This is a genomic window from Microbacterium sp. SL62 (assembly GCF_026672635.1).
Classification (GTDB): Bacteria; Actinomycetota; Actinomycetes; order Actinomycetales; family Microbacteriaceae; genus Microbacterium; species Microbacterium testaceum_A.
Genome location: NZ_JAPPRM010000001.1, coordinates 2,877,473 through 2,902,442, shown reverse-complemented (window position 1 = coordinate 2,902,442; position 24,970 = coordinate 2,877,473). Strand labels below are relative to the sequence as shown.

The 24,970-nt window shown below is 69.4% G+C and carries 20 protein-coding genes; 18 read left to right on the top strand and 2 right to left on the bottom strand.

Annotated elements, in window-relative coordinates:
- Window positions 1-135 precede the first annotated feature (135 nt).
- The 11 genes from pstC to OVA26_RS13855 all read left to right on the top strand — a co-directional run bounded on the left by pstC (window position 136) and on the right by OVA26_RS13855 (window position 14,936).
- On the top strand, window positions 136-1,155 hold the full coding sequence (gene pstC / locus OVA26_RS13905) for a phosphate ABC transporter permease subunit PstC (protein WP_268104478.1): 1,020 nt from the start codon (window positions 136-138) through the stop codon (window positions 1,153-1,155).
- A complete protein-coding gene (gene pstA, locus OVA26_RS13900; protein WP_268104477.1) occupies window positions 1,155-2,492 on the top strand; it encodes a phosphate ABC transporter permease PstA in 1,338 nt (445 codons plus the stop codon). The genes pstC and pstA overlap by 1 nt, the downstream gene beginning before the upstream one ends.
- Complete coding sequence (gene pstS / locus OVA26_RS13895) at window positions 2,489-4,099, top strand: phosphate ABC transporter substrate-binding protein PstS (protein ID WP_268104476.1); 1,611 nt, start codon at window positions 2,489-2,491, stop codon at window positions 4,097-4,099. The genes pstA and pstS overlap by 4 nt, the downstream gene beginning before the upstream one ends.
- A 155-nt stretch (window positions 4,100-4,254) precedes the next feature.
- Entirely contained in the window at window positions 4,255-6,885 is a 2,631-nt protein-coding gene (locus tag OVA26_RS13890) for a hypothetical protein (RefSeq protein ID WP_268104475.1), read from the top strand.
- A gap of 63 nt (window positions 6,886-6,948) precedes the next feature.
- Window positions 6,949-8,115, top strand: a complete 1,167-nt coding sequence (locus OVA26_RS13885; protein WP_074695699.1) for a hypothetical protein — start codon at window positions 6,949-6,951, stop codon at window positions 8,113-8,115.
- A 33-nt stretch (window positions 8,116-8,148) separates the two neighbouring features.
- Window positions 8,149-9,744 carry an Ig domain-containing protein gene (locus OVA26_RS13880; RefSeq protein ID WP_268104473.1) on the top strand — a complete coding sequence of 532 codons (1,596 nt, stop codon included), beginning with the start codon at window positions 8,149-8,151 and terminating at the stop codon, window positions 9,742-9,744.
- A gap of 164 nt (window positions 9,745-9,908) precedes the next feature.
- On the top strand, window positions 9,909-11,009 hold the full coding sequence (locus tag OVA26_RS13875) for a hypothetical protein (RefSeq protein ID WP_268104471.1): 1,101 nt from the start codon (window positions 9,909-9,911) through the stop codon (window positions 11,007-11,009).
- A gap of 29 nt (window positions 11,010-11,038) precedes the next feature.
- Window positions 11,039-11,803 (top strand): hypothetical protein, encoded by a 765-nt coding sequence (locus tag OVA26_RS13870; RefSeq protein ID WP_268104469.1) that lies wholly within the window; start codon window positions 11,039-11,041, stop codon window positions 11,801-11,803.
- Window positions 11,804-11,931: 128 nt separating this feature from the next.
- On the top strand, window positions 11,932-12,771 hold the full coding sequence (locus OVA26_RS13865) for a sortase (protein WP_268104468.1): 840 nt from the start codon (window positions 11,932-11,934) through the stop codon (window positions 12,769-12,771).
- A gap of 559 nt (window positions 12,772-13,330) precedes the next feature.
- A complete protein-coding gene (locus tag OVA26_RS13860) occupies window positions 13,331-14,104 on the top strand; it encodes a phosphate ABC transporter ATP-binding protein (RefSeq protein WP_268104937.1) in 774 nt (257 codons plus the stop codon).
- A 100-nt stretch (window positions 14,105-14,204) separates the two neighbouring features.
- Window positions 14,205-14,936 (top strand): LmeA family phospholipid-binding protein, encoded by a 732-nt coding sequence (locus OVA26_RS13855; RefSeq protein ID WP_268104467.1) that lies wholly within the window; start codon window positions 14,205-14,207, stop codon window positions 14,934-14,936.
- A 69-nt stretch (window positions 14,937-15,005) separates the two neighbouring features.
- Here the strand turns inward: OVA26_RS13855 and OVA26_RS13850 are convergent, their stop codons facing one another.
- Complete coding sequence (locus tag OVA26_RS13850) at window positions 15,006-16,403, bottom strand: threonine/serine ThrE exporter family protein (RefSeq protein ID WP_056229506.1); 1,398 nt, start codon at window positions 16,401-16,403, stop codon at window positions 15,006-15,008.
- A gap of 181 nt (window positions 16,404-16,584) precedes the next feature.
- Between OVA26_RS13850 and OVA26_RS13845 the strand changes: the two genes are divergently transcribed.
- The 7 genes from OVA26_RS13845 to OVA26_RS13815 all read left to right on the top strand — a co-directional run bounded on the left by OVA26_RS13845 (window position 16,585) and on the right by OVA26_RS13815 (window position 24,085).
- Entirely contained in the window at window positions 16,585-17,871 is a 1,287-nt protein-coding gene (locus OVA26_RS13845) for an aspartate kinase (RefSeq protein WP_268104466.1), read from the top strand.
- Window positions 17,872-18,083: 212 nt separating this feature from the next.
- The gene (locus tag OVA26_RS13840; protein ID WP_268104464.1) at window positions 18,084-19,154 is read left to right on the top strand and encodes an aspartate-semialdehyde dehydrogenase; all 1,071 of its coding nucleotides are present in this window, start codon (window positions 18,084-18,086) and stop codon (window positions 19,152-19,154) included.
- A 98-nt stretch (window positions 19,155-19,252) separates the two neighbouring features.
- Window positions 19,253-20,725: a malate:quinone oxidoreductase gene (locus OVA26_RS13835; RefSeq protein WP_268104463.1), complete on the top strand. Its 1,473-nt coding sequence runs from the start codon at window positions 19,253-19,255 to the stop codon at window positions 20,723-20,725.
- A gap of 7 nt (window positions 20,726-20,732) precedes the next feature.
- On the top strand, window positions 20,733-21,338 hold the full coding sequence (locus OVA26_RS13830) for a thymidine kinase (RefSeq protein ID WP_268104462.1): 606 nt from the start codon (window positions 20,733-20,735) through the stop codon (window positions 21,336-21,338).
- A gap of 49 nt (window positions 21,339-21,387) precedes the next feature.
- The gene (gene galE / locus OVA26_RS13825) at window positions 21,388-22,416 is read left to right on the top strand and encodes a UDP-glucose 4-epimerase GalE (RefSeq protein WP_056229489.1); all 1,029 of its coding nucleotides are present in this window, start codon (window positions 21,388-21,390) and stop codon (window positions 22,414-22,416) included.
- A gap of 63 nt (window positions 22,417-22,479) precedes the next feature.
- Window positions 22,480-23,253 (top strand): FadR/GntR family transcriptional regulator, encoded by a 774-nt coding sequence (locus OVA26_RS13820; protein ID WP_268104461.1) that lies wholly within the window; start codon window positions 22,480-22,482, stop codon window positions 23,251-23,253.
- Between the two features lie 10 nt (window positions 23,254-23,263).
- Complete coding sequence (locus OVA26_RS13815) at window positions 23,264-24,085, top strand: siderophore-interacting protein (RefSeq protein ID WP_268104460.1); 822 nt, start codon at window positions 23,264-23,266, stop codon at window positions 24,083-24,085.
- A gap of 19 nt (window positions 24,086-24,104) precedes the next feature.
- On the opposite strand, the gene OVA26_RS13810 is transcribed toward OVA26_RS13815, so the two are convergent.
- Window positions 24,105-24,884, bottom strand: a complete 780-nt coding sequence (locus tag OVA26_RS13810; RefSeq protein ID WP_268104459.1) for an HAD-IIB family hydrolase — start codon at window positions 24,882-24,884, stop codon at window positions 24,105-24,107.
- Window positions 24,885-24,970 lie beyond the last annotated feature (86 nt).

The following is a 24,970-nucleotide window of genomic DNA, read 5'->3' as shown; positions in this document are numbered from 1 at the left end:
CCCGAGCCGGTTCCACGGGAAGCGAGCGAGTCGCGACACCGGCCGGTCGACCGGCGCCCCGCGATCCTCCCCTCGTCGTTCGAGGCTGAGCGACGTGAGGCGCGGCCGACTCCCGGCGCGATCGATGGAGGGCGCATGACGGACACCACGACGGCGGTGCTACCGCCGACGACGGACGCGGCGAAGCCGAAACCACGCTCGTTGAAGAGCGCTCCCGTTATCGCCGATCGGGTGTTCCGGACCACCGCGTATGCCGCGGGAACCATCACCGTCGCCGTGATGCTCGCCGTCGGGATCTTCCTCACGGCGCGCGCCGGCGACGCCCTCGCGGTGGCGGGTCCGTCGTTCCTCACGACGCAGGAATGGTCGCCCGAGACCGGCACGTTCGGTGTCGCCGCCGTGCTGTTCGGGACGGTGACCATCGCCCTGGTTGCCATGGCCATCTCTGTGCCGCTGGCGATGGGGACGGCGTTGCTCATCAGTGAGATCGTGCCGCCACGGGCGCGGGGCCTTCTCATCACGATGGTCGACCTGATGGCGGCCGTGCCCAGTGTCGTGTTCGGGCTGTGGGGCGTGTTCTTCCTCCAGGCGGGCGTCATCCCGGTCGCCCAGTGGATCTCGACCTACTTCGGCTGGATCCCGATCTTCCGCGTCGCCGACGAGGCCGGCGCACGGCTGACGGACGCCGGTGCCTACACCTCTTCGGCGTTCATCGCGGGGATCGTCGTGGCGCTCATGGTCGTGCCGACCCAGACCTCGGTGATGCGCGAGGCGTTCTCGCAGGCGCCGCTCGGCGAGCGGGAGGGTGCCCTCGCGCTCGGTTCGACCCGGTGGGGGATGATCCGCGCCGTCGTACTCCCCTTCGGCCGGGGCGGCATCATCGGCGGCACCATGCTCGGCCTCGGACGCGCCCTCGGCGAGACCATCGCCGTGGTCATGATCATCTCGCCGATCTTCACGATCAACACCGAGCTGCTGAAGACCGGCACCAACTCGGTGTCCGCGCTCATCGCCCTCCGTTACGGGGAGGCGAGCCAGTTCGGCCTGTCCGCCCTCATGGCGGCGGGGCTCGTGCTGTTCATCATCACGTTGATCGTCAACTTCACCGCGTCGACGATCGTCGCGCGCAGCCGGTCCGGAGCGGAGAGCAACTGATGGCGATCCTCACCCCCGAGGCCCCGACGGCCACGGCTCGAGACGAGTCTCCGCGTCACACCTCGCGCACGTCGATTCCGCATCGCACGGGCGCCGTCGGGGAGCGACGCGATCTGCGGACGGTTCCCTTCGGCGACCGCTTCGACCTCATCGGCAGCGGGGCGGCGGCCGTCGCCGTCTCGACACTGATGTTCGGATGGCTCACCCCCATGACGGGTGTCGTCGGGTGGGTGGTGCTGTCGTTCATCGGCTTCCTCGGCATCTACGCGGTCCTGACCGCGATGCGCGCCGACCGTCTCGCCATCAGCGAGCGGGTCATGACCGCGTTGTTCTACTCCGCGGGCGTGCTCCTGCTCGGGGCGCTGGCCTTCGTGGTGTTCTTCACCCTCGTGCGGGGCTCGTCGGCCCTGTTCCACCTGAACTTCTTCACCGAGACGATGAAGCTCGCCGGTCCCCTCGACCCGCTGACGATGGGCGGCATCGCGCACGCCATCGTCGGAACGCTCATCCAGATCAGCATCGCCCTGACGATCACGATCCCGCTCGGGGTGACCACGGCCGTCTTCCTGAACGAGATCGGCGGACGCTTCGCCCGCTTCGTGCGGACCATCTCGGATGCCATGACGGCTCTGCCCTCGATCGTCGCGGGACTGTTCGTCTATGCCGCCGTCGTGACCCTCATCACGAATCAGCGCTCGGGGTTCGCGGCATCCCTCGCCATCAGCGTGATGATGCTCCCGATCATCATCCGGGCCTCCGACGTGGTGCTGCGCCTGGTGCCCCACAACCTGCGCGAGGCGTCGTACGCGCTCGGCACGAGCCGGTGGCGCACGGTGTGGAGCGTCGTCCTGCCCACCTCGCGCTCCGGTCTCGTCACGGCCGTGATCCTCGGCACCGCCCGCGGAATCGGCGAGACCTCTCCGGTGCTGCTCACCTCGGGCGTCACCGCGGAGATGAACCTGAACCCCTTCTCGGGTCCGATGATCTCGCTCCCGCTACAGGTGTTCGACTTCGTGAAGTCCCCCGAGCCGAGCATGATCGCCCGCGGGTTCGGCGCCGCCGCCACCCTCGTGCTGCTCGTGCTGACCCTGTTCATCGTCGCCCGCCTCATCGGTGGACGAGGGCCCGGCCAACTCTCGGACCGTCAGCGCCGTGCCGCCTCCGCTGCGTCGGCTCGGGATCTTGTCCGCATCGAGGGGGAGTCCGCCGTCGCCGCTTCGCGTGCCGGACGACGCATCATGCCGCCGGGCCGTCCGCCCAAGGACCTCGAGCGTCGCCTCTCGCTGCGCGCGCTCACCGCACGCTTCAACCGATCCACCGAGGAGAACCCGTCGTGAATGTCCGTCCCCGCCTGGCCCGCTTCGCCGCGGTGCTCGCGGTCGTCTCCCTCGTCGCGCTGGCCCCGTCGCCCGCACAGGCCGACGGGTACGTGCCAATCTCCGGATCCGGCTCGACCTGGTCGCAGAACGCGCTCGATCAGTGGCGCAAGAACGTGGCCAGCAACTACGGCATGACGGTGAACTACTCGGGGACGGGGTCGAGCGCCGGGCGCACGGATTTCCGCAACAGCACCGTCGACTTCGCCATCAGTGAGATCCCCTTCCAGGACAACCCCGAGGACGGTTCCGCGCCGGAGACGACGTTCAGCGACGGGACCCCGCTGCAGGGGAAGTTCGCGTACATGCCGATCGTGGCGGGTGGTACCTCGCTGATGTACAACCTCAAGATCGGCGGCAAGCGCGTCACGAACCTGCGACTGTCTGGCGAGGTGATCGCCAAGATCTTCAGCGGTCAGATCGCCAAGTGGAACGACCCGGCGATCCAGTCCGACAACCCCGCCCTCGCGATGCCGGATAAGACCATCACGCCGGTCTATCGTTCGGACGGCTCCGGGACGAGCGCGCAGTTCACCCTGTGGATGTCCAAGCAGTTCGGCAACATCTGGACGCAGGGCATGCGCTCGCAGTTCCCGCAGGTCAACGCCTCATTCAAGGGACAGAACGGCTCCTTGGGCGTGGCGGGCTACGTGAGCCAGGACTACGGCGAGGGGGCCATCACCTACGTCGAGTACTCGTACGCGATGAAGTCCGGGTTCCCCGTCGTGAAGGTGCTCAACAAGGCCGGGTACTACGTCGAGCCGACATACCAGTCGGTCGCCGTGGCGCTGATGTCCGCCGCGATCAACCCCGACCTCACGCAGAACCTGGACGGCGTGTACAACAGCGGCGACCCTCGGGCGTATCCGATGTCGAGCTACTCGTACATGATCGTCCCCACCCAGACGAACAAGATCTTCACGGTCGAGAAGGGCAAGACCCTCAGTCGTTTCGCGAACTACATGCTGTGCGAGGGCCAGCAGCAGGCTTCCGCCCTCGGGTATTCCCCGTTGCCGATGAACCTCGTCCAGGCGGGTTCCGACGTCTTGAAGTCGATCCCCGGAACAGAGGGGCCGGTCGACTTCAACAAGTGCAACAACCCGACGTTCAAGCCGGGCGACTCCCCGGCGAACAATCAGCTCGCCGCCTCCGCTCCCAACCCTCCCGACTGCGACAAGAAGGGATCCACGCAGTGCGTGGAGGGAACGGGCGGTGCCCAGGAAGCCACACCGGCGACGGGCGCGGGCGGGGCCTCGGGTGGGGCCAACAGCGCTGCCGCGGCGGCGGGCGCCTCAGGTGGCGGCTCGGCCGGCGGGGCTGCGGCGGCCGCGGGTTCAGCCGCTGCCGGTGATGCGGCGGGCGCCCCCGTGTATGACGCGAACGGCGTGCTGGTCTCCGGGGGAGGGGCGGCCGTGAACGCAGCGGTGTCGTCGCCGTTCACGTTGGCGGATGACGGGTGGGGGACCCCGCAGTCCATCATGCTCGTCGCCGGGCTGCTCATGCTCGCGGCCATCCTCATCCCGCCCGTGATCATCCGACGATCCGGCGCGCGAACGAACCGTCGATGACCGAGCCGGCGTCCGCCGGAGCCGCGGCGGAAGCGTTCGCGCCTCGAGCCCGCCGCATCGGTACCTCGTTGGGGGCGCGTTCATGCCACCGTCACCTCCGCGCTTTTAGCTCATCGCGGGTGGAAAGTCACCCGCAGAATTTAAGGAATTCACCTGTGTCTGACCCCCGCGAGCGCAGCGACGCCGAGGCCTCGACGACCCGGTCATGGACGCGCCGTCCGAGACGCGCGGGCCAGTCCGGTCGAGGCGTGCGTCGGGCGCTCGGCCCGCTCGCGGCGGGTCTGGTCGCGGGCGTCTCCGTCTTCGCGCTGGTCTCGGGAGGCGTGGTGTCGGGCGGCCAGTCCGCCACCGCCGCAACCTCCTCCGCCGTGACGATCACGGCGAAGCAGCAGGACCCTCAGCTCGACACGGCCCCCCTGCCCGACCTCTCCGTCTCCGTCTCGCAGACCCGGGGCCTGGTCGCTCAGGGCATCCGTCTCGACTGGACCGGAGGCAAGAAGTCGACGGCGCCGTCGGCGGGGGGCAACGGTGGCGAGAACTTCCTCCAGGTGTTCATGTGCTGGGGCGACGATCCGCAGAACGCCCAGCGTCCCGATCGCACGACGTGTCAGTACGGAGGGGCGGGGAGCGTCGGGGCGACCCGCGACGCGTACCGCAACTATTCCTCGATGGACGAGGTGCCCGCGGCCGATGTGGAATTCACCGCCCCCGGCTCGATCATCTATCCGCCCTACACGTCGATCCCGTTCATCGCTCGCGACGGGACCCGGGTCGACTCGATCACGCGCGACCCGAAGACCGGCGGCAAGACGATCAACTCCGCCGTCGACGTCAACGCCAACCAGTTCTTCACCTCGTACACCACCAACGAGATCCCGTGGGTCGGTTCGGGAGACGACGGGAAGGGCTCCGTCACCTTCGAGGTGCAGACGGCCGTCCAGTCGAACGGACTCGGATGCGGAAACCCGGTGACGACGTCCGGCGCCACCGTCGGAGCGTCGTGCTGGCTCGTCGTCCTCCCGCGCGGGACCTCGGATAACGGGTCGACGAACATCACCCAGTCGGGCCTCTTCGCCGACTCGTGGCAGCACGCGCTCTCGGTGAAGCTCGACTTCGCACCCGTCGGCGCCGGCTGCCCGATCGGACAGGCCGAGCGACAGGTCGCGGGCAGCGAGCTCGCGGCACTCGCGGTCGCTTCGTGGCAGCCCGCGGTCTGCAACCAGAAGAACGGTTCGGTCTACTCGCTCATCACGAGCGCCGAGTCGGACGCCCTGCTCTCTGCCGCCAAGAACGCGCAGGCGCCCCTCGCCCTGACGAGCTACGCGCTCACGACCGAGGGCAAGGACCCGCTGACGTACGCCCCCGTGGCCTTGAGCGGCGTGGCCATCTCGCTGGCGATCGACAGGCTTCCGAACCCCAACGACAAAACCGTCCCCCAGGAGTGGAAGGACAAGGCGCGCACGCCATTCCGCGGCGTGAACCTCACCCCGCGTCTGCTGGCGAAGCTCCTCAGCTACTCCTACCGCTCGTCGATTCCCACCGGGGCCGACCAGGGATATCTGACGGGGACGAACGAGTACAACATCACTCGCGATGAGGACTTCCTCGCGGTCAACGATCCCGAGTGGAGGGCCCAGGACCTCCAGGGCGCCGCGATCGCCGACGTCATCGTTCCGCAGGGGCGGTCGGATGCCGCTCGCGCGGTGTGGAAGTACATCTCCTCCGACCAGGATGCGATGGACTTCCTCGCCAGCAAGCCGGACCCGTGGGGCATGGTCGTCAACCCGTGGTACTCCACGAACGCCGACATCAATCCCAGCAAGGTGGCGTTCTCGCTCGATCGGGACGACTTCCCGAAGGCCGACCCCGTCGAGGTGGTGCCGAAGAATCAGGCACCCTTCAACCTCGTGACCTGGCGCCCCTACGCCAACGACCTCTCCGCGATCGCGTATCTGACGCTCCGCGGAGACGGCCAGGGACCGGGGCAATGGGATCCGAACACCGTCCCGCCGAAATACGGCAAGAACCCGCGCATGCTGCCCGGAAGCCAACGCCTACTCGGGCTCACCAGTGCGGCCGCCGCCGCACGGTTCCAGGTGGTCACGGCATCCCTGCGTAATCCCTCCGGCGGATTCGCCGCTCCCACGAGCGCCTCGATGCGTGCGGCGGCCGATGTGATGACGCCGGCGGGCGCGGGGGATCGCGTCGTCGCCTTCGACCCGAAGTCGTCGGTGGCCTCCGGTTCCCGTGACGCCTACCCGCTCACCATGCCCGTCTACGCGGCCACCAATCCGACGGCCACCGATCCCTCGCTGCGCGCGGCGTACGCGGACCTCGTCCGCTTCGCCGTGGGCACCCAGGCGCAGACCCCCGGGACGGCGGCCGGAGAGCTCCCCGACGGTTACGTCGCGTTGCCCGCGGCCTGGATCGAGCAGGCGCGGGATGCCGCGGACGTGATGCAGAACGGCCCGCGGCCCTCGTCGACCGGGGAGTCGTCGTCGACGTCCGGCGCGTACATCCCCTCGCAGCAGACGGCGGTGACCACGGGAGCGGCGTCGTCGAGCGCTGCGAGCACCGCCGCGGCGGCCGGGGCCGCGCCCTCGTCGACGGACTCCGCGATGACGGCGGCATCCGGTGCGTCCAGCGGGGCGCTCGCCGGGGCGAAGACCCCGGAGGACCCCGACGGCGGCGCGCTCGGTGCCGCTCTGCCCCTGAGCGTGCTCGCCGGACTGGCGAGCGCGGCCGGGGTGCCCCTGATCACCCGTCTGAGAAGACGGGTCACCTGAGGCCCGCGCCTGCCGGCTTCTTCGCAGTAACCCATCCTCTGCACCCGAAAAGAACAGGAAGAAATGAAGCTCAAGCGAATCGTCGCGTTCGGCGCGGCCGTTGGTGTCGCCCTTGCCGGCGCTGGCATGGCGTCGGCGGCCAACGCCGACCCGATCTCCGACGGTTACTCGATCGTCGGCTCCGACACCCTGCAGGACGCCGTCAGCGCCCTCGCCAACGGGACCAACATCACCGGTCCCTCGGTCAAGGTGTCGGGCAACGGCAAGTCGCTGGCGTCGTGGGATGCCTTCACGCTGGGCGTCGCCGGAGGCGTCGGCAGCATCCAGACGAAGGCCTTCGGCCCCGTCTTCGACCGTCCGAACGGCTCCGGCGCGGGCCGCAACGCCCTCATCGCGTCGGTCGGCGGCGCGAGCGGCACCGCGTTCACCTTCAACAACGTCAACGTCAAGGACCAGGTCGACTTCGCCCGCAGCTCCTCGGTCGGTGGCACCACCGGAACCCTGCTGACCTACGTGCCCTTCGGTCAGGATGCGATCGGCTACGCGTTCAAGGTCGGCGCGGCGACCGGCAGCGCCAACGCGACCGCGGCGACCGACGCGATCAACGACCTCTCGAAGGACCAGCTGAGCAGCATCTACTCGGCGACCTCGAGCTCGTCCGCGAGCGCGGTCCTCGCCGGCACCGGCTACACCCTGAAGCCGCTGGGTCTGCAGTCCAGCTCCGGCACGTGGACCACCTTCCTCGGCAAGATCGGCCTCAGCACCACCACGCTGGGTTCCGCCGTCGACACGCGCAGCAACTCGATCCCCGAGAACGACGGTCGTGTGCTGACGCCCGCCAGCAACGAGATCCAGATCATCCCGCTCTCGGTCGCGAACTACATCGGTCAGTCCAACGGCGCCTCGCGCATCAACACGTTCTCGGGTGTCTCGGTGGGCGCGATCGCCGGTGTGGCCGCTTTCACGGGCACCGCGCCCAACCTCACCCCCAGCACCAGCTACTACAACAGCGCCGACTGGGGCCGCACGGTCTACATCGTGGTCCCCACGGCCAAGATCACGCCCGACAACGCGGCGTTCGACTCGGGTGTCGCTGCCCTGGTCAACACCTCGTCCACCACGAGCCTCACCTACTGGGGTGGCTCGGGCTCGCCGACGACGACGAAGGCCGTCAAGGCCAAGTTCGGCTTCTCGGCTCCCACCGGCACCGTCCTCACCCGCAACAACTGATCCTCACCCACGAGAAAGAGAAGAACACTCCTCATGAAGATCACCCTCGCGAAGCGCGGAATCCTCGGCCTCGGCGCCGTCGTGACCGCCGCTGCGCTCTCGATCGTCCCCGCCGCTGCGGCGTCGGCGGCGGTCGTCCCGACCGTGGGCTCCGCTCACCCGGTCTACCTGATCTCGGACCTCGACGGTACGCAGATCCCCGCTGGCAAGGTCCTCGGCTGGAACGACTCGGTCCTGGGCTCGCCGGACCCGAGTGACGAGGACTACAACAGCTTCTTCACCGTCCCCGCGAACAGCGGGAGCGTCCGTACGTTCATCTCGCCCCGCGGCCAGGAGGCCAACGTGGCGGCCTGGAACGCGTACGGTCCTCTCGGCCTCACCCCGAGCGGCATCCAGCTGCCCAACCTGATGCCGAGCGCCAACACCAGCACCGGAACGGGCTCGCCCTCGGGCAGCGGCGCCGTCGCCAACGCGGGCGGCGACTACTCGCTGGGTATCGCCTTCTTCAACGGCAACCAGGTCCTCGAGACGGACTTCATCTACATCTCGGTCACGGCCAACGCCAAGCCCGAACTGGCGACGTGGACCTTCGCCACGCCCGCCGCGGCCGCCGCCGCCCCCTCCATCACCACGGCATCGCTCAACGCCGCGACGGTGGGTACGGCGTTCTCGCAGACGCTCACCGCCGACGGCACCGCACCCCTCACCTGGTCGGTCAAGTCGGGTGGCGCTCTGCCCGCCGGCCTCGCGCTCGACGCCTCCAGCGGCGTCGTCTCGGGCACGCCCACGACCGCGGGGGCGTACAGCGTCACGATCGTCGCGACCAACAGCGCGGGTTCGAACGAGAAGGCCTTCTCGGGCACGGTGGCGGCTCCCGCTCCGACCGCTCCGACCAAGCCCGAGGGCTCGGCCACGAACAAGGTCGACATCGCCGACCCCGCCAAGGGTGCGAAGACGGTCACGGTTCCCGCCGGTTCCGCCAACGCGAACAAGACGCTCGTCGCCTGGGCATGGTCCGACCCGACCAACCTCGGCCAGGTCACGACCGACGCCAACGGCAACGCGACCGTCGACATCTCGTCGCTGCCCGCCGGTGAGCACACCATCGCGCTCACCGCCCCCGGTGACGCGACATTCGCGGTCCTCGCGTGGGACACGATCACCAAGGTCTCGGCCTCCGGTGACACCACCACCGACACGGTCGACGTGACCGCCGCCGTGACCGCGAGCGACCTGTGGTCGCTCAACGCCGAGGCCACGAAGGTCGACTTCGGCAGCGTCGCGCGCGACAAGACCGCCCAGGCCTCCCTCGGCAAGGTCACCGTGGTCGACGACCGCAACGTCCTCAAGGGCTGGAACCTCGACGCCGCGTGGAGCTCCTTCAAGAACTCCGCGGGTGACGAGATCCCGGCCACCGCTCTCACGCTGGCTCCCAAGGCCTACGCCGGCACGCCGCTCGTCTCGGGCGTGACCCTCGGTACCACGGGGTCGAAGATCGCATCCAGCTCGGCGGTCTCCACGCTCACCTCCGGTGCGCTGTTCGACGCCGACCTCACCTTCAAGGCTCCCAAGGACGCCCAGACCGGTGACTACACCTCGACGCTGACGCTGACGCTCACCTCCAAGTGAGCTGATCTCGGATAGACCCGCTGCACGCCGTGCGGGGAGGCCGTCACCGGTCTCCCCGCACGGTGCGTCGGCGCCCGCGCCGTGACATGTCTCGGCTCGTTCCCCATCAGGCCTCGTTCACCCCCGCGACATGCCTACGTCGCCCCCATCTGCGGAGATATACCGTGCTCTCCACGACCTCGCGGCGCCGCTTCCCGGCTCTGGGCGCCGCTCTTCTCGTCGCTGCGGCGACGATCGCCTTCCTCGTCCCCTCGGCGCCCGCGACGGCCGCCGAGGGCGATGCCACGTCCGCCGCCACCGTCGGTGTCGCGACACGTCCCGCCGGTGAGGACGGCCGCCCCGACGGCCGCTCCCGGTTCACCTTCACCGCCGACCCCGGCCAGAGCATCACCGATCGCGTGCTCGTCGGCAACACGGGCACGGAACGGCAGGACTTCACCGTCTTCGCCACCGACGCCTTCAACGGCGAAGACGGTAGCTTCTCGCTGCTCGCCTCCGCTGATGCCCCCACCTCGGTCGGCGCCTGGCTGCGTTTCGACGACGGCAGCGACCGGGTCCGGTTCTCGCTCGCGCCCGACGAAGTGCGCCTTCTCACGTTCACCATCGCGGTGCCCGCCGATGGGACGCCCGGCGATCACGTCGGCGGCCTCGTGGCATCCGTCGTCGAAAACGGGCAGCAGGTCAACGTCGACCGCCGCGTGGCGACGTCGATCTTCGCGCGCGTATCCGGGGAGCTCCAGCCGCAGCTCACAATCACCAGTTACGACGCGACCCACGAGGGCGATTGGTGGAATCCCGTGGGCGGGTCGGTGAAGGCGCGGTACACCGTCACGAACACGGGCAACGTCGCGTTGGCGGCCAACCTCACGAACGGTGCGAGCACGTGGTTCGGCATTCCCGCCACCGGTCTGCAGGGCGGCAGCATCCCCGTTCTGCTCCCCGGCAACACCTCGACGTACGAGACGACCATCGGCGGAGTCGGGCAGTGGTTCTACCTCGATGCGCGAACGGTGCTGAGTCCGTTCGTCGACTCCCCGGACATGACGCAGCAGCTCTCGGTCACGCCGGTCTCGCGCGACGCGGTCACGTTCGCTCCGCCGTGGACGCTTCTGCTCCTTCTCGCGCTCGCCGCGATCGTCTTCGTGCTCCTGCGCTGGCGTCGCCGCCGTGACGAAGCGCTCGCGCAGCAGTGGGTCGACTACATGGAGCACGCCGCCGCGTCCGACGCGAACAGCGCAGCAGACCTGCGCGTGGGCGCCCCGTGACACCCCGTCGACGCGCGTCGCAGCGACTCGTGGTCTCTCTGGCGCTCGCGGCCGTCGCGGCGGTCGGCCTCGCCGTGCCCGCTTTCGCGTCCGACGCCGATTCGGGCACCCCGCTGACCGTGAGCATCACCGACGGATCGACGCCCTCGCCTTCGCCCTCCTCCTCGTCGACGACCGGTTCCGGCCCCGCCACGGGCACGTCGTCCGGCGGATCGTCGACGGGTGGCTCGCGCGGCACGGGTGGCTCCACCGGCGTGGGGGGATCGACGGGCACCGGAACCTCCTCGGATCCGGGGACCACGCCGGCCGGACAGACCACCCCGGCGAACGAGGTGAGCGTCGGCGGCGGGCTCTTCGTCAGTGGTTTGAACGGCAACGGGATGCCGGCCATCAATCCCGCGGACGGCACCGTGGACATGTGGTTCACCGTGCGCAATTCGTCGACGAAGCCGGTCGATGCCACGGCCGATTTCTGGATGGAGGGCACGGTCTTCTCCAACCGTCTCGATGCCCGTGACGGCGTTCCCATCACCGCTCTCCAGCCGGGGGAGACGCGGGTCGTCGCGGCGACCCTGAGCGGGGCGGGACAGTGGACGCTCGTCTCGGCCCACGTCACCTTCACCCCGCCCGAGACCGTGGACGCAGCGGCGGCGACCTCGGTCACGCGCGATGCGCTCGTGCTGGTGTTCCCGTGGGTGATCGTGCTCGCCGCGGTCGCGATCGCCTTGGCCCTCGCGATCGTGCGGGTCGTCCGCGCGGCTCTTCCGCCGGTCCCCGCGGCGGCCGCGTCATGACCCTCTTCGAGGAACGACGGACGACGGACGGGGGCGGCTCTCCCGTGTTCCCATCGGCACCCCCGCGCCCCCCGCGTCCGCCGCGCCGTCCACCGCGTCGGCGACCGGGGTACGCGCCGTTGTCTCCGATGCAGGTCTTCGTCCGTGGGACGCTGGCTTCGATCGCGGTGCTCGTCCTGGTCTTTCTGATCAACCTCCTCGTGGTGAGTCACGTGAGCCACTTCGCCTCGCAGCAGCAGCTGCGGGATACCTATCGCGCTCAGCTGGCGGAGGGCACCGCTCCCGTAAGTGAGGGCGACTTCGAGGACCATCTGCTCGTCGACGGCGCGCCCGTGGCGCTGCTGTCGATCCCTCAGCTCGGCATCGACGAGGTGGTGTCCGAGGGCACGACGTCCGGCGTCCTCATGCAGGGACCCGGCCATCGTCGCGACACGGTGCTGCCCGGGCAAGCCGGCGTCAGCGTGATCATGGGGCGCACGGCCGCGTTCGGCGGCCCTTTCGCGCGCCTGCAGACCCTGCAGCCGGGCGAGACGTTCACGGTCCGTACGGGTCAGGGTGAGCAGACGTTCGAGGTCCTCGGCGTCCGATACGCCGGGGATCCGACCCCGCCTGCCCCCGTGAGGGGCGAGAGCCGGCTCATCCTCATGGCCGCCCGCGGCGCGCCCTACCTGCCGACGGGCGTCGCGTACGTGGATGCCCGGAGCGCCGGCGACGCACAGCCCACGGGAGCTCGTCAGACCACGTCGATGGCTCTCCCGCCGCAGGCGAAGCCGATGGCGACGGACATGACGACGGTGTGGGCGCTGGTCTTCGCGCTGCAGTTCCTCGTCGTGGCCGAATTGCTCGCCGTGTGGGCGTATCGGCGTGTGGGCTGGCAGAAGACGTGGGTCGTCTTCACCCCCGTCCTTCTGCTGGCGAGCGTCTTCGTCTCGGACCAGCTCATCCGTCTTCTTCCCAACCTCCTCTGACCGGAGAACCCGAATGTGCCCCATCATCGATCCCGAGCCTCGTGACCAGCACGGTCCCGGAGGCGATCCCTCGTCCTCCGCGCCCGATGTCGCGGACGGCTCCGCGGACTCTTTCCGCACGGACGTGCTGAGCCTCGAGCACCACACGCCGGACCCGTTCATGACCGATGTGGTCTCGGCGGACGAGCTCGACCTGCTCACGCAGACGACCATGGGGGCGGTGCCGACCACGGTCGTCGTTCCGCCCGAGGGTTCGGTCGCCTCCCAGGCGCGCCGCGCACGACGCACGACGCGTCTGTTCGGTCGATCGGTCGCCGCGGGCGCCGACGAGGTCACCGACGTGATCTCGCCGGACGCCGGTGCGTACCCCTCGTTCGCCCCGCCGATGTCGCCCGTTGCCGCCCCCGTGGGTGCGGCTCCGACCACGTCGGCGGGATACACCGTGTCGTCCGCGTCGGTCCGAGCCTCCGCCGTCTCGCTCCTGGGGGGCGCATCGGCCACCCCGGAGCGCCTCGCCGAGGCGGAGCGCCTGGTCGCCGAGGCGGCGGCGCGGCCCCCGTTGTCGGAGCTCGATGCGCGGTCGATCTCGGCCTGGTTCGGCGATCATCAGGTCCTCCTCGACGTGTCCCTCACGATGCCCGCGGGGCAGGTGACCGCGCTCATCGGTCCCTCGGGCTGTGGCAAGTCGACCTTCCTGCGCATCCTCAATCGCATGCACGAACTGGTGCCCTCGGCCGCCCTCGCCGGCGAGGTGCTGTTGGACGGCGACGACATCTACGACCCCGGTCACCGGTTGATCGATGCGCGCAAGCACATCGGCATGGTCTTCCAGAAGCCGAACCCCTTCCCGGCGATGTCCATCTACGACAACGTCATCGCGGGGCTGAAGCTCACGGGTCGCCGTGCCGGGCGGGACGAGAAGGATCACCTCGTCGAGACGTCGCTGCAGAGCGCGGGGCTGTGGAATGAGGTCAAGGACCGCCTGCGCGCACCGGGTGGGGGACTGTCCGGCGGGCAGCAACAGCGTCTCTGCATCGCTCGATCACTCGCGATCCGCCCCAAGATCCTGCTCATGGACGAGCCCTGTTCGGCGCTCGACCCCACCTCGACCCGCGTGATCGAGGAGACGATGGGCGAACTCCAGAAAGAGCTGACGATCGTCATCGTCACGCACAACATGCAGCAGGCGCAGCGTGTCTCGCAGCAGTGCGCCTTCTTCCTCGCCTCTCAGGGCCAGCCCGGCCACATCGTGGAGCACGGCGACACCGCGGCGATGTTCGACTCGCCGATCGATCCGCGCACCTACGACTACGTCAACGGACGCTTCGGATAGGACACGGCGCATGACCCTTTTCGATGAGCGGACCGAGGTCTTACCTCCCGTGCGGACGCCGGAGGCTTCCGAGCAGGGTCGTCCCGGTCTGGGGATTCGTGTGGCGGTTCTCGCCGTCGTCCTCGTCGTCCTGGCGACGACCGCCTTCGCGACGGCGGAAGGGCTCGTTCGCTCCGAGCGGGAGCGGGCCATCGTCGCCGAGGCGAGGACCATGTTCGCCCTTCCCGAGAGTCAACGCATCGAGGTCGACATCCCCGGTTCCGTGCTCCTTCAGGAACTCGCCGGACGCTTCGAAAGTGTCGGACTCACGGTCCGCAGCTTCGCCGTCGGGTCGGCCAACTCCGACTTCATGATGACTCTCGAAGGACTCGAGGACACCGACGGCACCTGGAGGGCCGACCACCTCTCCGGTGCGGTGACGCTCTCCGCCGCGCAGGCGACGGCGCTCCTGATCCCGCCCGAGGCGCAGGGTGCGATGCGGGTCGATTTCTCCGGCGGTGACATGGTCGTCGGCGCGTCCGTCCCCGGTGGAGCTCCTCCGCAATCGGTGAGCCTCGCGATGACGCCGCACTTCGACAAGGGGCGGTTCAGCATGGGGATCACCTCGGTCACGGCGGGTGGCGAATCGATGTCCGCCGCAGAGATGGGGGCGAAGACGGGTGTCGATCTCGCCGCCCTGCAACCCGCTCCCGTGTGTCTTGCCGAGGCGCTGCCCCGCTTTGTCCGCGTGCGCGACGTCGGCGTCACCGACCAGAGGTTCCGTATCGACGTCGACGTCGACCTGCCCGCGGTCGAGACCGCGACGGGGAGCGAACCCGGCTCCTGTCCCTAAGAACCCCGGATGCCACGGCCCGGTGCCCGCGCGATGCGGGGGCCGTGGCATCCCGGCTCTCGTTCGTGACTACCGCCGTGCTCGTGCCCGCACGCGCGTGACGCTCGACAGCGTCGCGCGCACCGGCTGGCCCAGGTAGATGCCGAGCGAGGCGCCCACCGCCAGGGCGATGCCGATCGTCGCCGCCCCGGCGAGCGTGGTCACTCCGGTCATGAGCACGGTGGGGTCGTCGCCCGACTCGACGATTCCGAGCAGGCCGCGGAACACCGCCGCACCGGGCACGAGGGGCAGGATCGCGGCGGTCGTGATCGCGACCGAGGGCACGTGCAACCGGTAGGCGACGACGATGCCCGCGAAGCTTCCGACGAATGCGCCGACGCCGCTGGCGGCGGCGACCTCGAAGCCGAGGCCCGAGGCGGCGACGTACCCCGCCCAGGCGACGAGGCTGAGAGCGGCGCTGACGACGACGATGCGCGCGCCGGCGCCGTTGTATACGGCGACGGCGATCGCGATGACGGCCGCGCCGACGAACTGCACGCTGACCGGGCCGAGGGGGAGGGCGTTCGAGGGTGGGGACATGCCCATGCCGATCACGCGCACCGTCTCGAGCCCGGCGAGGATGCCGAGGACGACGCCGAGGGTCTGCGTCGTGAGCTCGAGGATGCGTCCGGTCGCCGTCAGGGCGAAGCCGTCGATGGCATCCTGAGCCGCGCCCACCACGGTGAGTCCGGCGAGCATCAGGACGATTCCGGATGCCACGATCACCGACGGCCGGATCGCCGCGGCCGCGTCGAGGCCCGTGTAGCGCAGCAACGGGGATAGGGCGGCGAAGACGGTCAGGACGAACCCGCCCGCGATCTGCGCGAAGAAGTACGGCACGCGTGCCCGCGCCATCACGTATTGCGTCGACGCGGCGAGGGCCGCGGCGATGAACGACAGCACCAGGGCGAGCCAGTTCGCGCCGAACATGATCGCGACCCCGGCCGCGAGGGACGCCTGCGAGGCGATCACGATCGCGGGGCGATAGCGGAACGGCAGTCGGCGGATGGCGCGGCAGCGCACGACCGCGTCGTCGAGCCCGAGACCGCCGGTGATCTCCTGCACCAGAGCCTGCAGACGCTGCAGCTTCGCGTGGTCGGGCACCGAACCGCGCACCACCCGCAGCAGGGTGATCGGGTGGGTCGCGCCGGGGCGGCTGTGGGCGATCGTGATCGAGTTGTAGGTGACGTCGACGTGCACCGGATCGAGCCCGTAGGCCGCGCATACCCGCACGATCGTGAGGGTCACCTCGTTGGCGGGAGCGCCGACGACGAGCATGGTCTCGCCGATGCGGATGGCGAGGTCGAGGATGCGCGTCGAGAGCGCCTCGTCGATGACCGGGATCATCGTCGTGTCGGGCGACGAGGCCTCGTCGACGTGCACCAGACGGCGCAGGGACGACAGCAGTCGCCGCGGGGTGGGGGACAACCGCGGGCCTCCAGGGAACGGGGGAGTGGGAGCGCTCGATCCTATCGACGGGGCCTGCGGTTTCGCCGGGCGTCGGCGCATGACAGAGGCGGTATGCACCCGCCTCTAGGATGATCCTCGGGCGCGGCACGAGCGCCCCGTCGTGGCATCCCGACGCACGACCCCTCCGGGAGTTCTCCTCATGGCTCTGATCGTCCAGAAGTACGGCGGCTCGTCCGTCGCCGACGCCGAGAGCATCAAGCGGGTCGCCAAGCGCATCGTCGACACGCGTCGCGCCGGCCACGAGGTCGTCGTCGCGGTCAGCGCCATGGGCGACACCACCGACGAGCTGCTCGATCTCGCGGGCCAGGTGGCGCCGATCCCCGCGCCCCGTGAACTCGACATGCTGCTGTCCAGCGGGGAGCGCATCTCGATGGCGCTGCTGGCCATGGCGATCCACTCGATGGGGTTCGAAGCCCGCTCCTTCACCGGCAGCCAGGCCGGCATGATCACGGATGCCACGCACGGCGCGGCCCGCATCGTCGACGTCACCCCCGTGCGCCTGCGCGAGGCGCTGGACGAGGGCGCGATCGTCATCGTCGCCGGCTTTCAGGGCTTCAACCGCGATACCCGTGACATCACGACCCTCGGTCGTGGTGGCTCCGACACCACCGCCGTGGCGCTCGCCGCGGCGCTGAACGCGGATGTCTGCGAGATCTACAGCGATGTCGACGGCATCTTCACCGCCGACCCGCGCGTCGTGCCGCTCGCTCGCAAGCTCTCCCGCGTCGGCAGCGAAGAGATGCTCGAGCTCGCCGCCAACGGCGCGAAGGTCCTTTACATCCGTGCCGTCGAGTACGCCCGCCGCCACGGCGTGCTCATCCACGCGCGTTCCACGTTCAGCTCGGGCGAGGGCACCTGGGTGCTCGACGCTTCGAAGACCTCCGCACTCGTCCCCGAAAGAGGAGCCATGGAAGAGCCCATCGTCGCCGGCGTCGCCACCGACCTCAGCCAGGCCAAGATCACCGTCATCGGCGTGCCCGACGTGCCGGGCAAGGCCGCCGACATCTTCAAGATCGTCGCGAAGTCCGGTGCCAACGTCGACATGATCGTGCAGAACGTGTCGGCGGCCGCCACCAGCCGCACCGACATCTCATTCACCCTGCCCAAGACCGACGCCACCACGGCGCTCAAGGCGCTCGCCGGTGAACAGGCCGAGGTCGGCTTCGAGAGCCTCGTCCACGACGACCAGATCGGAAAGCTCTCGGTCGTCGGCGCCGGTATGCGCACGCACTCGGGCGTCTCGGCGACGCTCTTCGAAGCGCTGAGCCTGGCGGGCGTGAACATCGAGATGATCTCGACGTCCGAGATCCGCATCTCGGTCGTGGTGCGCGGCGTCGACCTCGCCGAGGCCGCCCGTCTGGTGCACACCGCGTACGGTCTCGACGGCGACGCCGAGGCCACGGTCCACGCCGGCACCGGTCGCTGACCGGGCTCGCGCCCCGCGGCGCCGCACGAAACTCCTGAGTCTCGCCGGCTACGCCGCGCCACACCCACGCGATTCCGCCATCGTGCGGCGGATTCGCGACGGATTCTCGGGAGTTCGGACCGCTCTCGACGAACCCATCCCACCGCTCGCGCTACCCTGACCCGAACGCCGCCGTCGCGGCATCCATCACCCGAATCCCAGAGGTATCCCGCATGACCCGCATCTCCGATTCCGGAATCTCCCTCGCCGTCGTCGGCGCCACCGGCCAGGTCGGCACCGTCATGCTCGAGATCCTCGCCGAGCGCTCGTTCCCGATCCGAGAGCTGCGCCTGTTCGCCACCGCCCGCTCCGCCGGCACCTCGATCGAGTTCGGCGGCCACTCCGTCGTCGTCGAAGACGTCGCCACTGCTGACCCGGCAGGGGTCGAGGTCGCGCTCTTCTCCGCTGGCGCCACCGGTTCGCGCGCCCACGCCCCCCGCTTCGCCGAGGCGGGCGCGCTCGTCATCGACAACTCCAGCGCCTGGCGCATGGATCCCGAGGTGCCCCTGGTCGTCAGCGAGGTCAACCCGCACGCGATCGACGAGGCCGTCAAGGGCATCGTCGCCAACCCCAACTGCACGACCATGGCCGCCATGCCGGTGCTGAAGGTCCTCGACACCGAGGCGGGCCTCGAGCGCCTGATCGTCAGCACGTACCAGGCCGTCTCGGGCTCCGGTCTCGCCGGCGCCCAGGAGCTGCTCGGTCAGGTCGAGGGCGTCCTCGCCCAGGGAGAGGTCGAGCGTCTGGTCCGCGATGGTTCGGCCCTCGACTTCCCGACCCCCGAGAAGTACGTGGCCCCCATCGCCTTCGATGTCATCCCGTTCGCCGGCAATCTCGTCGACGACGGCCTCAACGAGACCGACGAAGAGAAGAAGCTGCGCAACGAGAGCCGCAAGATCCTCGAGCTGCCCGAGCTTCGCGTCGCCGGCACGTGCGTGCGCGTCCCCGTCTTCACGGGCCACTCGCTGAGCATCAACGCCGAGTTCGCCCGCGACCTCTCGCCCGAGCGTGCGCGCGAGCTCCTCGCCGATGCCCCCGGCGTGCGCCTCGAAGAGGTGCCGACGCCTCTGCAGGCCGCGGGCACCGACCCCAGCTACGTCGGCCGCATCCGCGCCGACCAGTCTGCTCCCGACGGCAAGGGCCTCGCGCTCTTCATCAGCAACGACAACCTCCGCAAGGGTGCCGCGCTCAACGCCGTGCAGATCGCCGAGATCGTCGCGCAGAAGCGGCTCGCCAACGCCTGAGACACGGCATCCGGATGCCGCGTGCGAGGTGTCTCGACATCGAACCGACGGTTCTCTCGATGTCGAGACACCTCTCGGCTCGCACCTAGAATCGACGGGTGACTGAAAACGTCGACGTTCTCCTCATCGGTGGCGGCATCATGTCCGCCACTCTCGGAACTCTGCTGAAAGACCTCCAGCCCGATCTCAAGATCGCCGTGCTCGAGCGTCTGAGCGACGTCGCGCAAGAGAGCTCGAACGCGTGGAACAACGCGGGCACGGGGCACGCGGCCCTGTGCGAGCTGAACTACACGCCCGAGGGCAAGGACGGCTCGATCGATCCCGCCAAGGCGGTCACGATCAACGAGCAGTTCCAGCAGAGCCGGCAGCTGTGGGCCTCGCTCGTGGCCGAGGGCGTGCTCGACGAGCCCTCGACGTTCATCAACGCCACGCCGCACATGACCTTCGTCCGTGGCGAGAAGGACGTCGCCTTCCTTCGCAAGCGTTACGAGGTGCTCACACAGCAGCCGCTGTTCGCTGGCATCGAGTACAGCGAGGATTCGCGCGTCATCAACCAGTGGGCCCCGCTGCTCATGCAGAAGCGCCGTAAGGGCGAGCCCTTCGCGGCCACCCGCGTGCCCGCCGGCACCGATGTCGACTTCGGCTCGCTCACCCGTCAGCTGTTCGCGAACCTCCGCGAGAAGGGCGTCGAGGTCGCCACGAACCACGACGTCAAGAAGCTCAAGAAGAAGAAGGACGGCACGTGGGAGGTCTCGTACCGCCACGTGATCGGGGGAACGCCCGGCTCGATCAACGCGAAGTTCGTCTTCGTCGGTGCGGGCGGCTGGGCTCTCAAGCTCCTCCAGCGCTCCGGCATCCCCGAGATCAAGGGGTACGGCGTCTTCCCGATCGGCGGGCAGTGGCTCAAGACCTCGAACCCCGACATCGTCTCGAAGCACCGCGCGAAGGTGTACTCGCAGGCCTCGGTGGGGGCGCCCCCCATGTCGGTGCCGCACCTCGACACGCGCGTGATCGACGGGGAGTCGTCGCTGCTGTTCGGCCCGTTCGCGACGTTCAGCCCCAAGTTCCTCAAGAACGGCTCGATGCTCGACATCGTCACCCAGGTGCGCCCGCACAACATCGGCCCGATGCTGAAGGTCGCCGTCGACAACCCGAGCCTGATCAAGTACCTCGTCAGCGAGCTGTTGAAGACCCACTCCAAGAAGGTCGACAGCCTCCGCGACTTCATGCCGACCGCCAAGGACGAGGACTGGGAGCTGCTCGACGCCGGTCAGCGCGCGCAGGTCATGAAGCGCGACAAGGACAAGGGCGGCGTGCTGCAGTTCGGCACCGAGGTGGTCACCTCGGCCGACCACTCCATCGCCGGTCTCCTCGGCGCCTCGCCGGGAGCTTCGACCGCCGTCTCGATCATGCTCGGCTTGATCAAGACCTGCTTCCCCGAGCGCATGCCCGCCTGGGAGCCGCGCCTGCGCGACCTCATCCCCAGCTACGGCGAGACGCTGAACACGAATCCCGACGCGGCCCGCAGAGAGCTGGATGCCACGGCCCACGCGCTCGCGATCAACCCCTGAGGTCCGCGTGGCGAAGCTGTACTTCCGCTACGGAGCGATGAACTCGGGCAAGTCCACGGCCCTGCTGCAGGCGGCGTACAACTACGAGGAGCGCGGACAGCGGGTTCTGCTGGCCAAGCCCGAGATCGACACCAAGGGCGCCGACCAGATCGACAGCCGGCTGGGCGTGAAGCGTGCGGTCGACTTCCTCGTCGCCCCCGGCGATGATCTGCGCGAGGTGTTCCACAGCGCGGCGGGGCACGCGCCGGTGGCCTGCCTGCTCGTCGACGAGGCGCAGTTCTTCACCCCGACCCAGGTCGACGACCTGTTGCGGATCGCGGTGCTCGACGGCATCCCCGTTCTGGCCTACGGGATCCGCACCGACTTCCGCACCGAGGCTTTTCCGGGATCGGCGCGCCTGATGGAGTTGGCCCACAGCCTCGAAGAGCTCAAGACGATCTGCCGCTGCGGACGCAAGGCGATCTTCAACGCGCGCCTGGTCGGCGGTCGATTCGTCTTCGATGGTGACCAGGTCGCGATCGACGAGGGGCAGATCGAGGGCGAAGTCACCTACGAGTCGATGTGCGCCGCGTGCTATCTGCGAGAATCCGGCGGTCGGCTCGACGGGCGCTGAGGCCCTCCGGGCGATCAGCGCCGTCGCTCCCGAGCGATAGCCTGGAACCATGCGCGTACTCCTGGCCGGCGGAGCCGGTTACATCGGAACTCACACGGCGGTGGCTCTTCTCGAAGCCGGGCACGATGTCGTCCTCCTCGACGACCTGTCGGGAACGCACGCCGTCGCCGCCGAGCGGGTCGAGAAGATCACCGGCAAGCCCGCGCCCCTCATCGTGGGCGATGCGGCCGACGAGGCCGTCGTGGCCTCCGCCTTCGACGAGCACGGTCCGATCGACGCGATCATCCACCTGGCGGCGTTCAAGGCCGTCGGCGAATCGACGCAGAAGCCGCTGGAGTACTACTCCAACAACCTCGACACGACCTTCGCCCTGCTGCGGGTGGGCATCGCCCGCGGCATCCGGAGCTTCGTCTTCTCGAGCACCGGCACGGTGTACTCCGACCCGGCCGATCTCCCCTTCACCGAGGAGTCGACGACGAGCATCGACCTCTCCAACGCCTACAGCAAGTCGAAGCGCATGAACGAGGTCGTGCTCGCCGACGTCGCCCGCGTGAACCCCGAGCTGAACGTCACCGTGCTGCGCTACTTCAACCCCGTCGGCGCGCACCCCTCGGGTCTGATCGGCGAAGACCCCGCCGGCATCCCGAACAACCTCATGCCCTTCGTCTCGCGCGTCGCGATCGGCACGCTCGACGAGATCGGTGTCTTCGGGGCCGACTACGACACCCCCGACGGGACGGGCCTGCGCGACTACATCCACGTCGTCGACCTCGCCGAGGGGCACGTCGCCGCCCTCGAGCAGGCGCAGCCCGGGCACCAGGTGTTCAACCTCGGCACCGGTCGCCCCGTGAGCGTGCTCGAACTGGTCGCGTCGTTCGAGAAGGCCGTCGGACGCGAACTGCCCAAGAAGATCCTCGACCGTCGCCCCGGCGACGTCGCCGCCACGTACTGCGATCCCTCGAAGGCCGGCGAGGTCCTGGGGTGGCGCACGCGGCTCGGCATCGACGACGCGTGCCGCGATTACTGGAACTGGCAGACCACGAACCCGGCGGGATACCGCACGACCGCCGACGCCTGACGATCCGCGCATAGGGTGGTGTGGTCGGGCCACATCGCAGCGCCCACGAGGACGGGGGATGCCATGCCGAACTCCGCCCCCCGCGCCTGGCAGGTGGTGCTCGAGCGCATCGAGAGCGACCTGCGCGACGGGCGACTGGCCCCCGGCGACCGGTTGACCCCGGAACGCGAACTCGCCACGCAGCTCGGAGTGGGCCGCTCGAGCGTCCGCGAAGCGGTGCGGGTGCTCGAGGTGCTCGGGGTCGTCCGCACGGCGACCGGTTCCGGCCCCACCGCCGGCGCGATGATCGTCACGACTCCGCGGGGCGGCCTCGCCGCCTTTCTCCGCCTCCAGGTGGCGGCGAACGGCTTCCCCCTGACCGACGTCGTGCGTACGCGCATCGTGCTCGAGTGCGATGTCGCCGAGCGGTTGGCCCAGGATGACGTCGACCTCGCCGAGGTGGTCGGCATCCTGGATGCGATGGATGCCGACGACCTCGCGCCCGACGAGTTCCTCGCCCTCGACGCGCGCTTCCACCAGGCTCTCTCCGAAGCCTCGGGCAATGCGGTGATCTCGGCGATGATGGCGGGGCTGCGCAGCTCGATCGAGGCGTACACGCGCGCGGGGGCGGCTCGCCTCGATGCGTGGCCGGTCGTGGCGGATCGGCTGCGATCGGAGCACCGGCACATCGTCGCGGCGATGTCGGCGGGCGACGCTGCGGCGGCTCGCGAGGCCGTCCGGGCGCACATCACCGACTACTACACCGAAGTGGCGCAGGCGCTGAGTCCGGCCGACGCGGCAGAACCGGCTGTCGCCGACGCTGCTCGCGCCGCGCTGCGGTCCGTCCCGTCCGCGTGAGAGGAACCCCATGAGCGATCGACCCGCGCGCCCGCCGCGCCCCCAGCACGTCCTCCACGTCGTGGGGACCGAGCGACTCACCCCGCATCTCGTTCGGGTGCGCGCACGCGGGCACGACCTGGCGGCGTTCCGCGAGAGCCCGCACACCGACACCTACGTCAAGATCACCTTCGCCAAGCCCGAGCTCGATCTCGAGCCGCCGTATGACCTCACGGCACTGCGCGAGACCCTGGCGCCCGAGGATCTGCCCGTGACCCGCACGTACACCGTCCGTGCGGTCGAGGGAGATGAGCTCGTCATCGACTTCGTCGTGCACGGCGACGAGGGGCTCGCGGGACCGTGGGCTGCGCGAGCGCAGCTGGGCGATCGTCTCGTGGTCTCGTCGCCGGGTGGGGGCTACGCGCCCGACCCGTCGGCGGACTGGCACCTGTTCATCGGGGACGAGTCGGCGATCCCCGCGATCGCCGCGGCTCTCGAAGCTCTGTCGCCGGATGCCGTGGGCGCCGCCTTCGTCGAGGTGCAGGCCGCGGATGAGCATCTCGCGCTGACGGCTCCCGCCGGGGTCGCGATCACGTGGGTCCACCGTGGCGGGGCGACGGCGGGCGCGACGAACGTCCTGACGGATGCCGTGGCGTCATGGCATCCGCTTCCCGGACGAGGACACGTGTTCGCCCACGGGGAGCGCGAGGCGATGAAGCGGATGCGCGATCTCGTCTTCGCGCAGTGGGGTCTCGGGCGCGAGCAGGTGTCGCTGTCGGGCTACTGGGCGTACGGGCGCACCGAAGACCGGTTCCAGGCGGAGAAGCGCGAGCCGATCGGTCAGATCCTCTGACGGCTCGCGCTCCGCAGGCTCATTCAGCGGTTCGCGCGGGCAGCGTCGGGATGAGCTTCTCGAGGAACGCTTCGGTGTCTTCCCACCCGTGCACCGCCTGGCACTCGACGCCCATCGCGAGGACGGGGTAGTCGTTGCCGTCGGGGTCGAGGCGGTCGCCGACGAAGAGCATGTCGTCGAGGGGGATGCCGGTCGCCTCGACGAGCTTGTTCATGCCGTAGGCCTTGTCGATGCCGCGGTGGGTGATGTCGACCGAGGTGGAGCCGCCGGAGCGGACCTCGAGGTCGGGGATACGGGAGGCGACGGCCTCGCGCAGGCTGTTCTTCTTCTCGCCGGTGGGGTCCCAGGCCATCTTCGCCTCGAGGGGGGCCGACTGCCCGAGGGCCGAGAACGTGATCTGCGAGCCACGGTCCTCGAGGATGTCACCCCACGGCTTCGCCTCCCAGAGGCCGAGGCGTTCCGCCTCTTCGCGAACGGCGGTGAGCGCGCGCTGCTTCTCGTCGTCGGTGAGCGAGTGGGCGTACACGGTCTCGACGCCGGCGGGCGTGAGGAGGTAGTACTGGGTGCCGCAGGTGGGCATCAGGTGGAAGTGCGCGAGCAGCTCGGGGGAGGCCTGGGGCAGACGCTCGACCACCTGGCTGCGGAACTGCTGGAGCTGTCCACCCGAGATGATCGCGACCTCGACCTTCTCGGCGAGAGCGAGCAGCAGGTCGCCGATGCGCGGATCGATCGCCGACTTCGAAGGGGCGAGGGTGTCGTCGAGGTCGAAGGCGACGAGGCGGGGCGAGGCGTCGGACACGGTGCTCCTGAGCGGTGAGAGGTCGTCGCACGGAGGTGTCGCGTGCGGGCGGAGGGCGGCGTCGTGGGATGCCGCATACGGGTCGA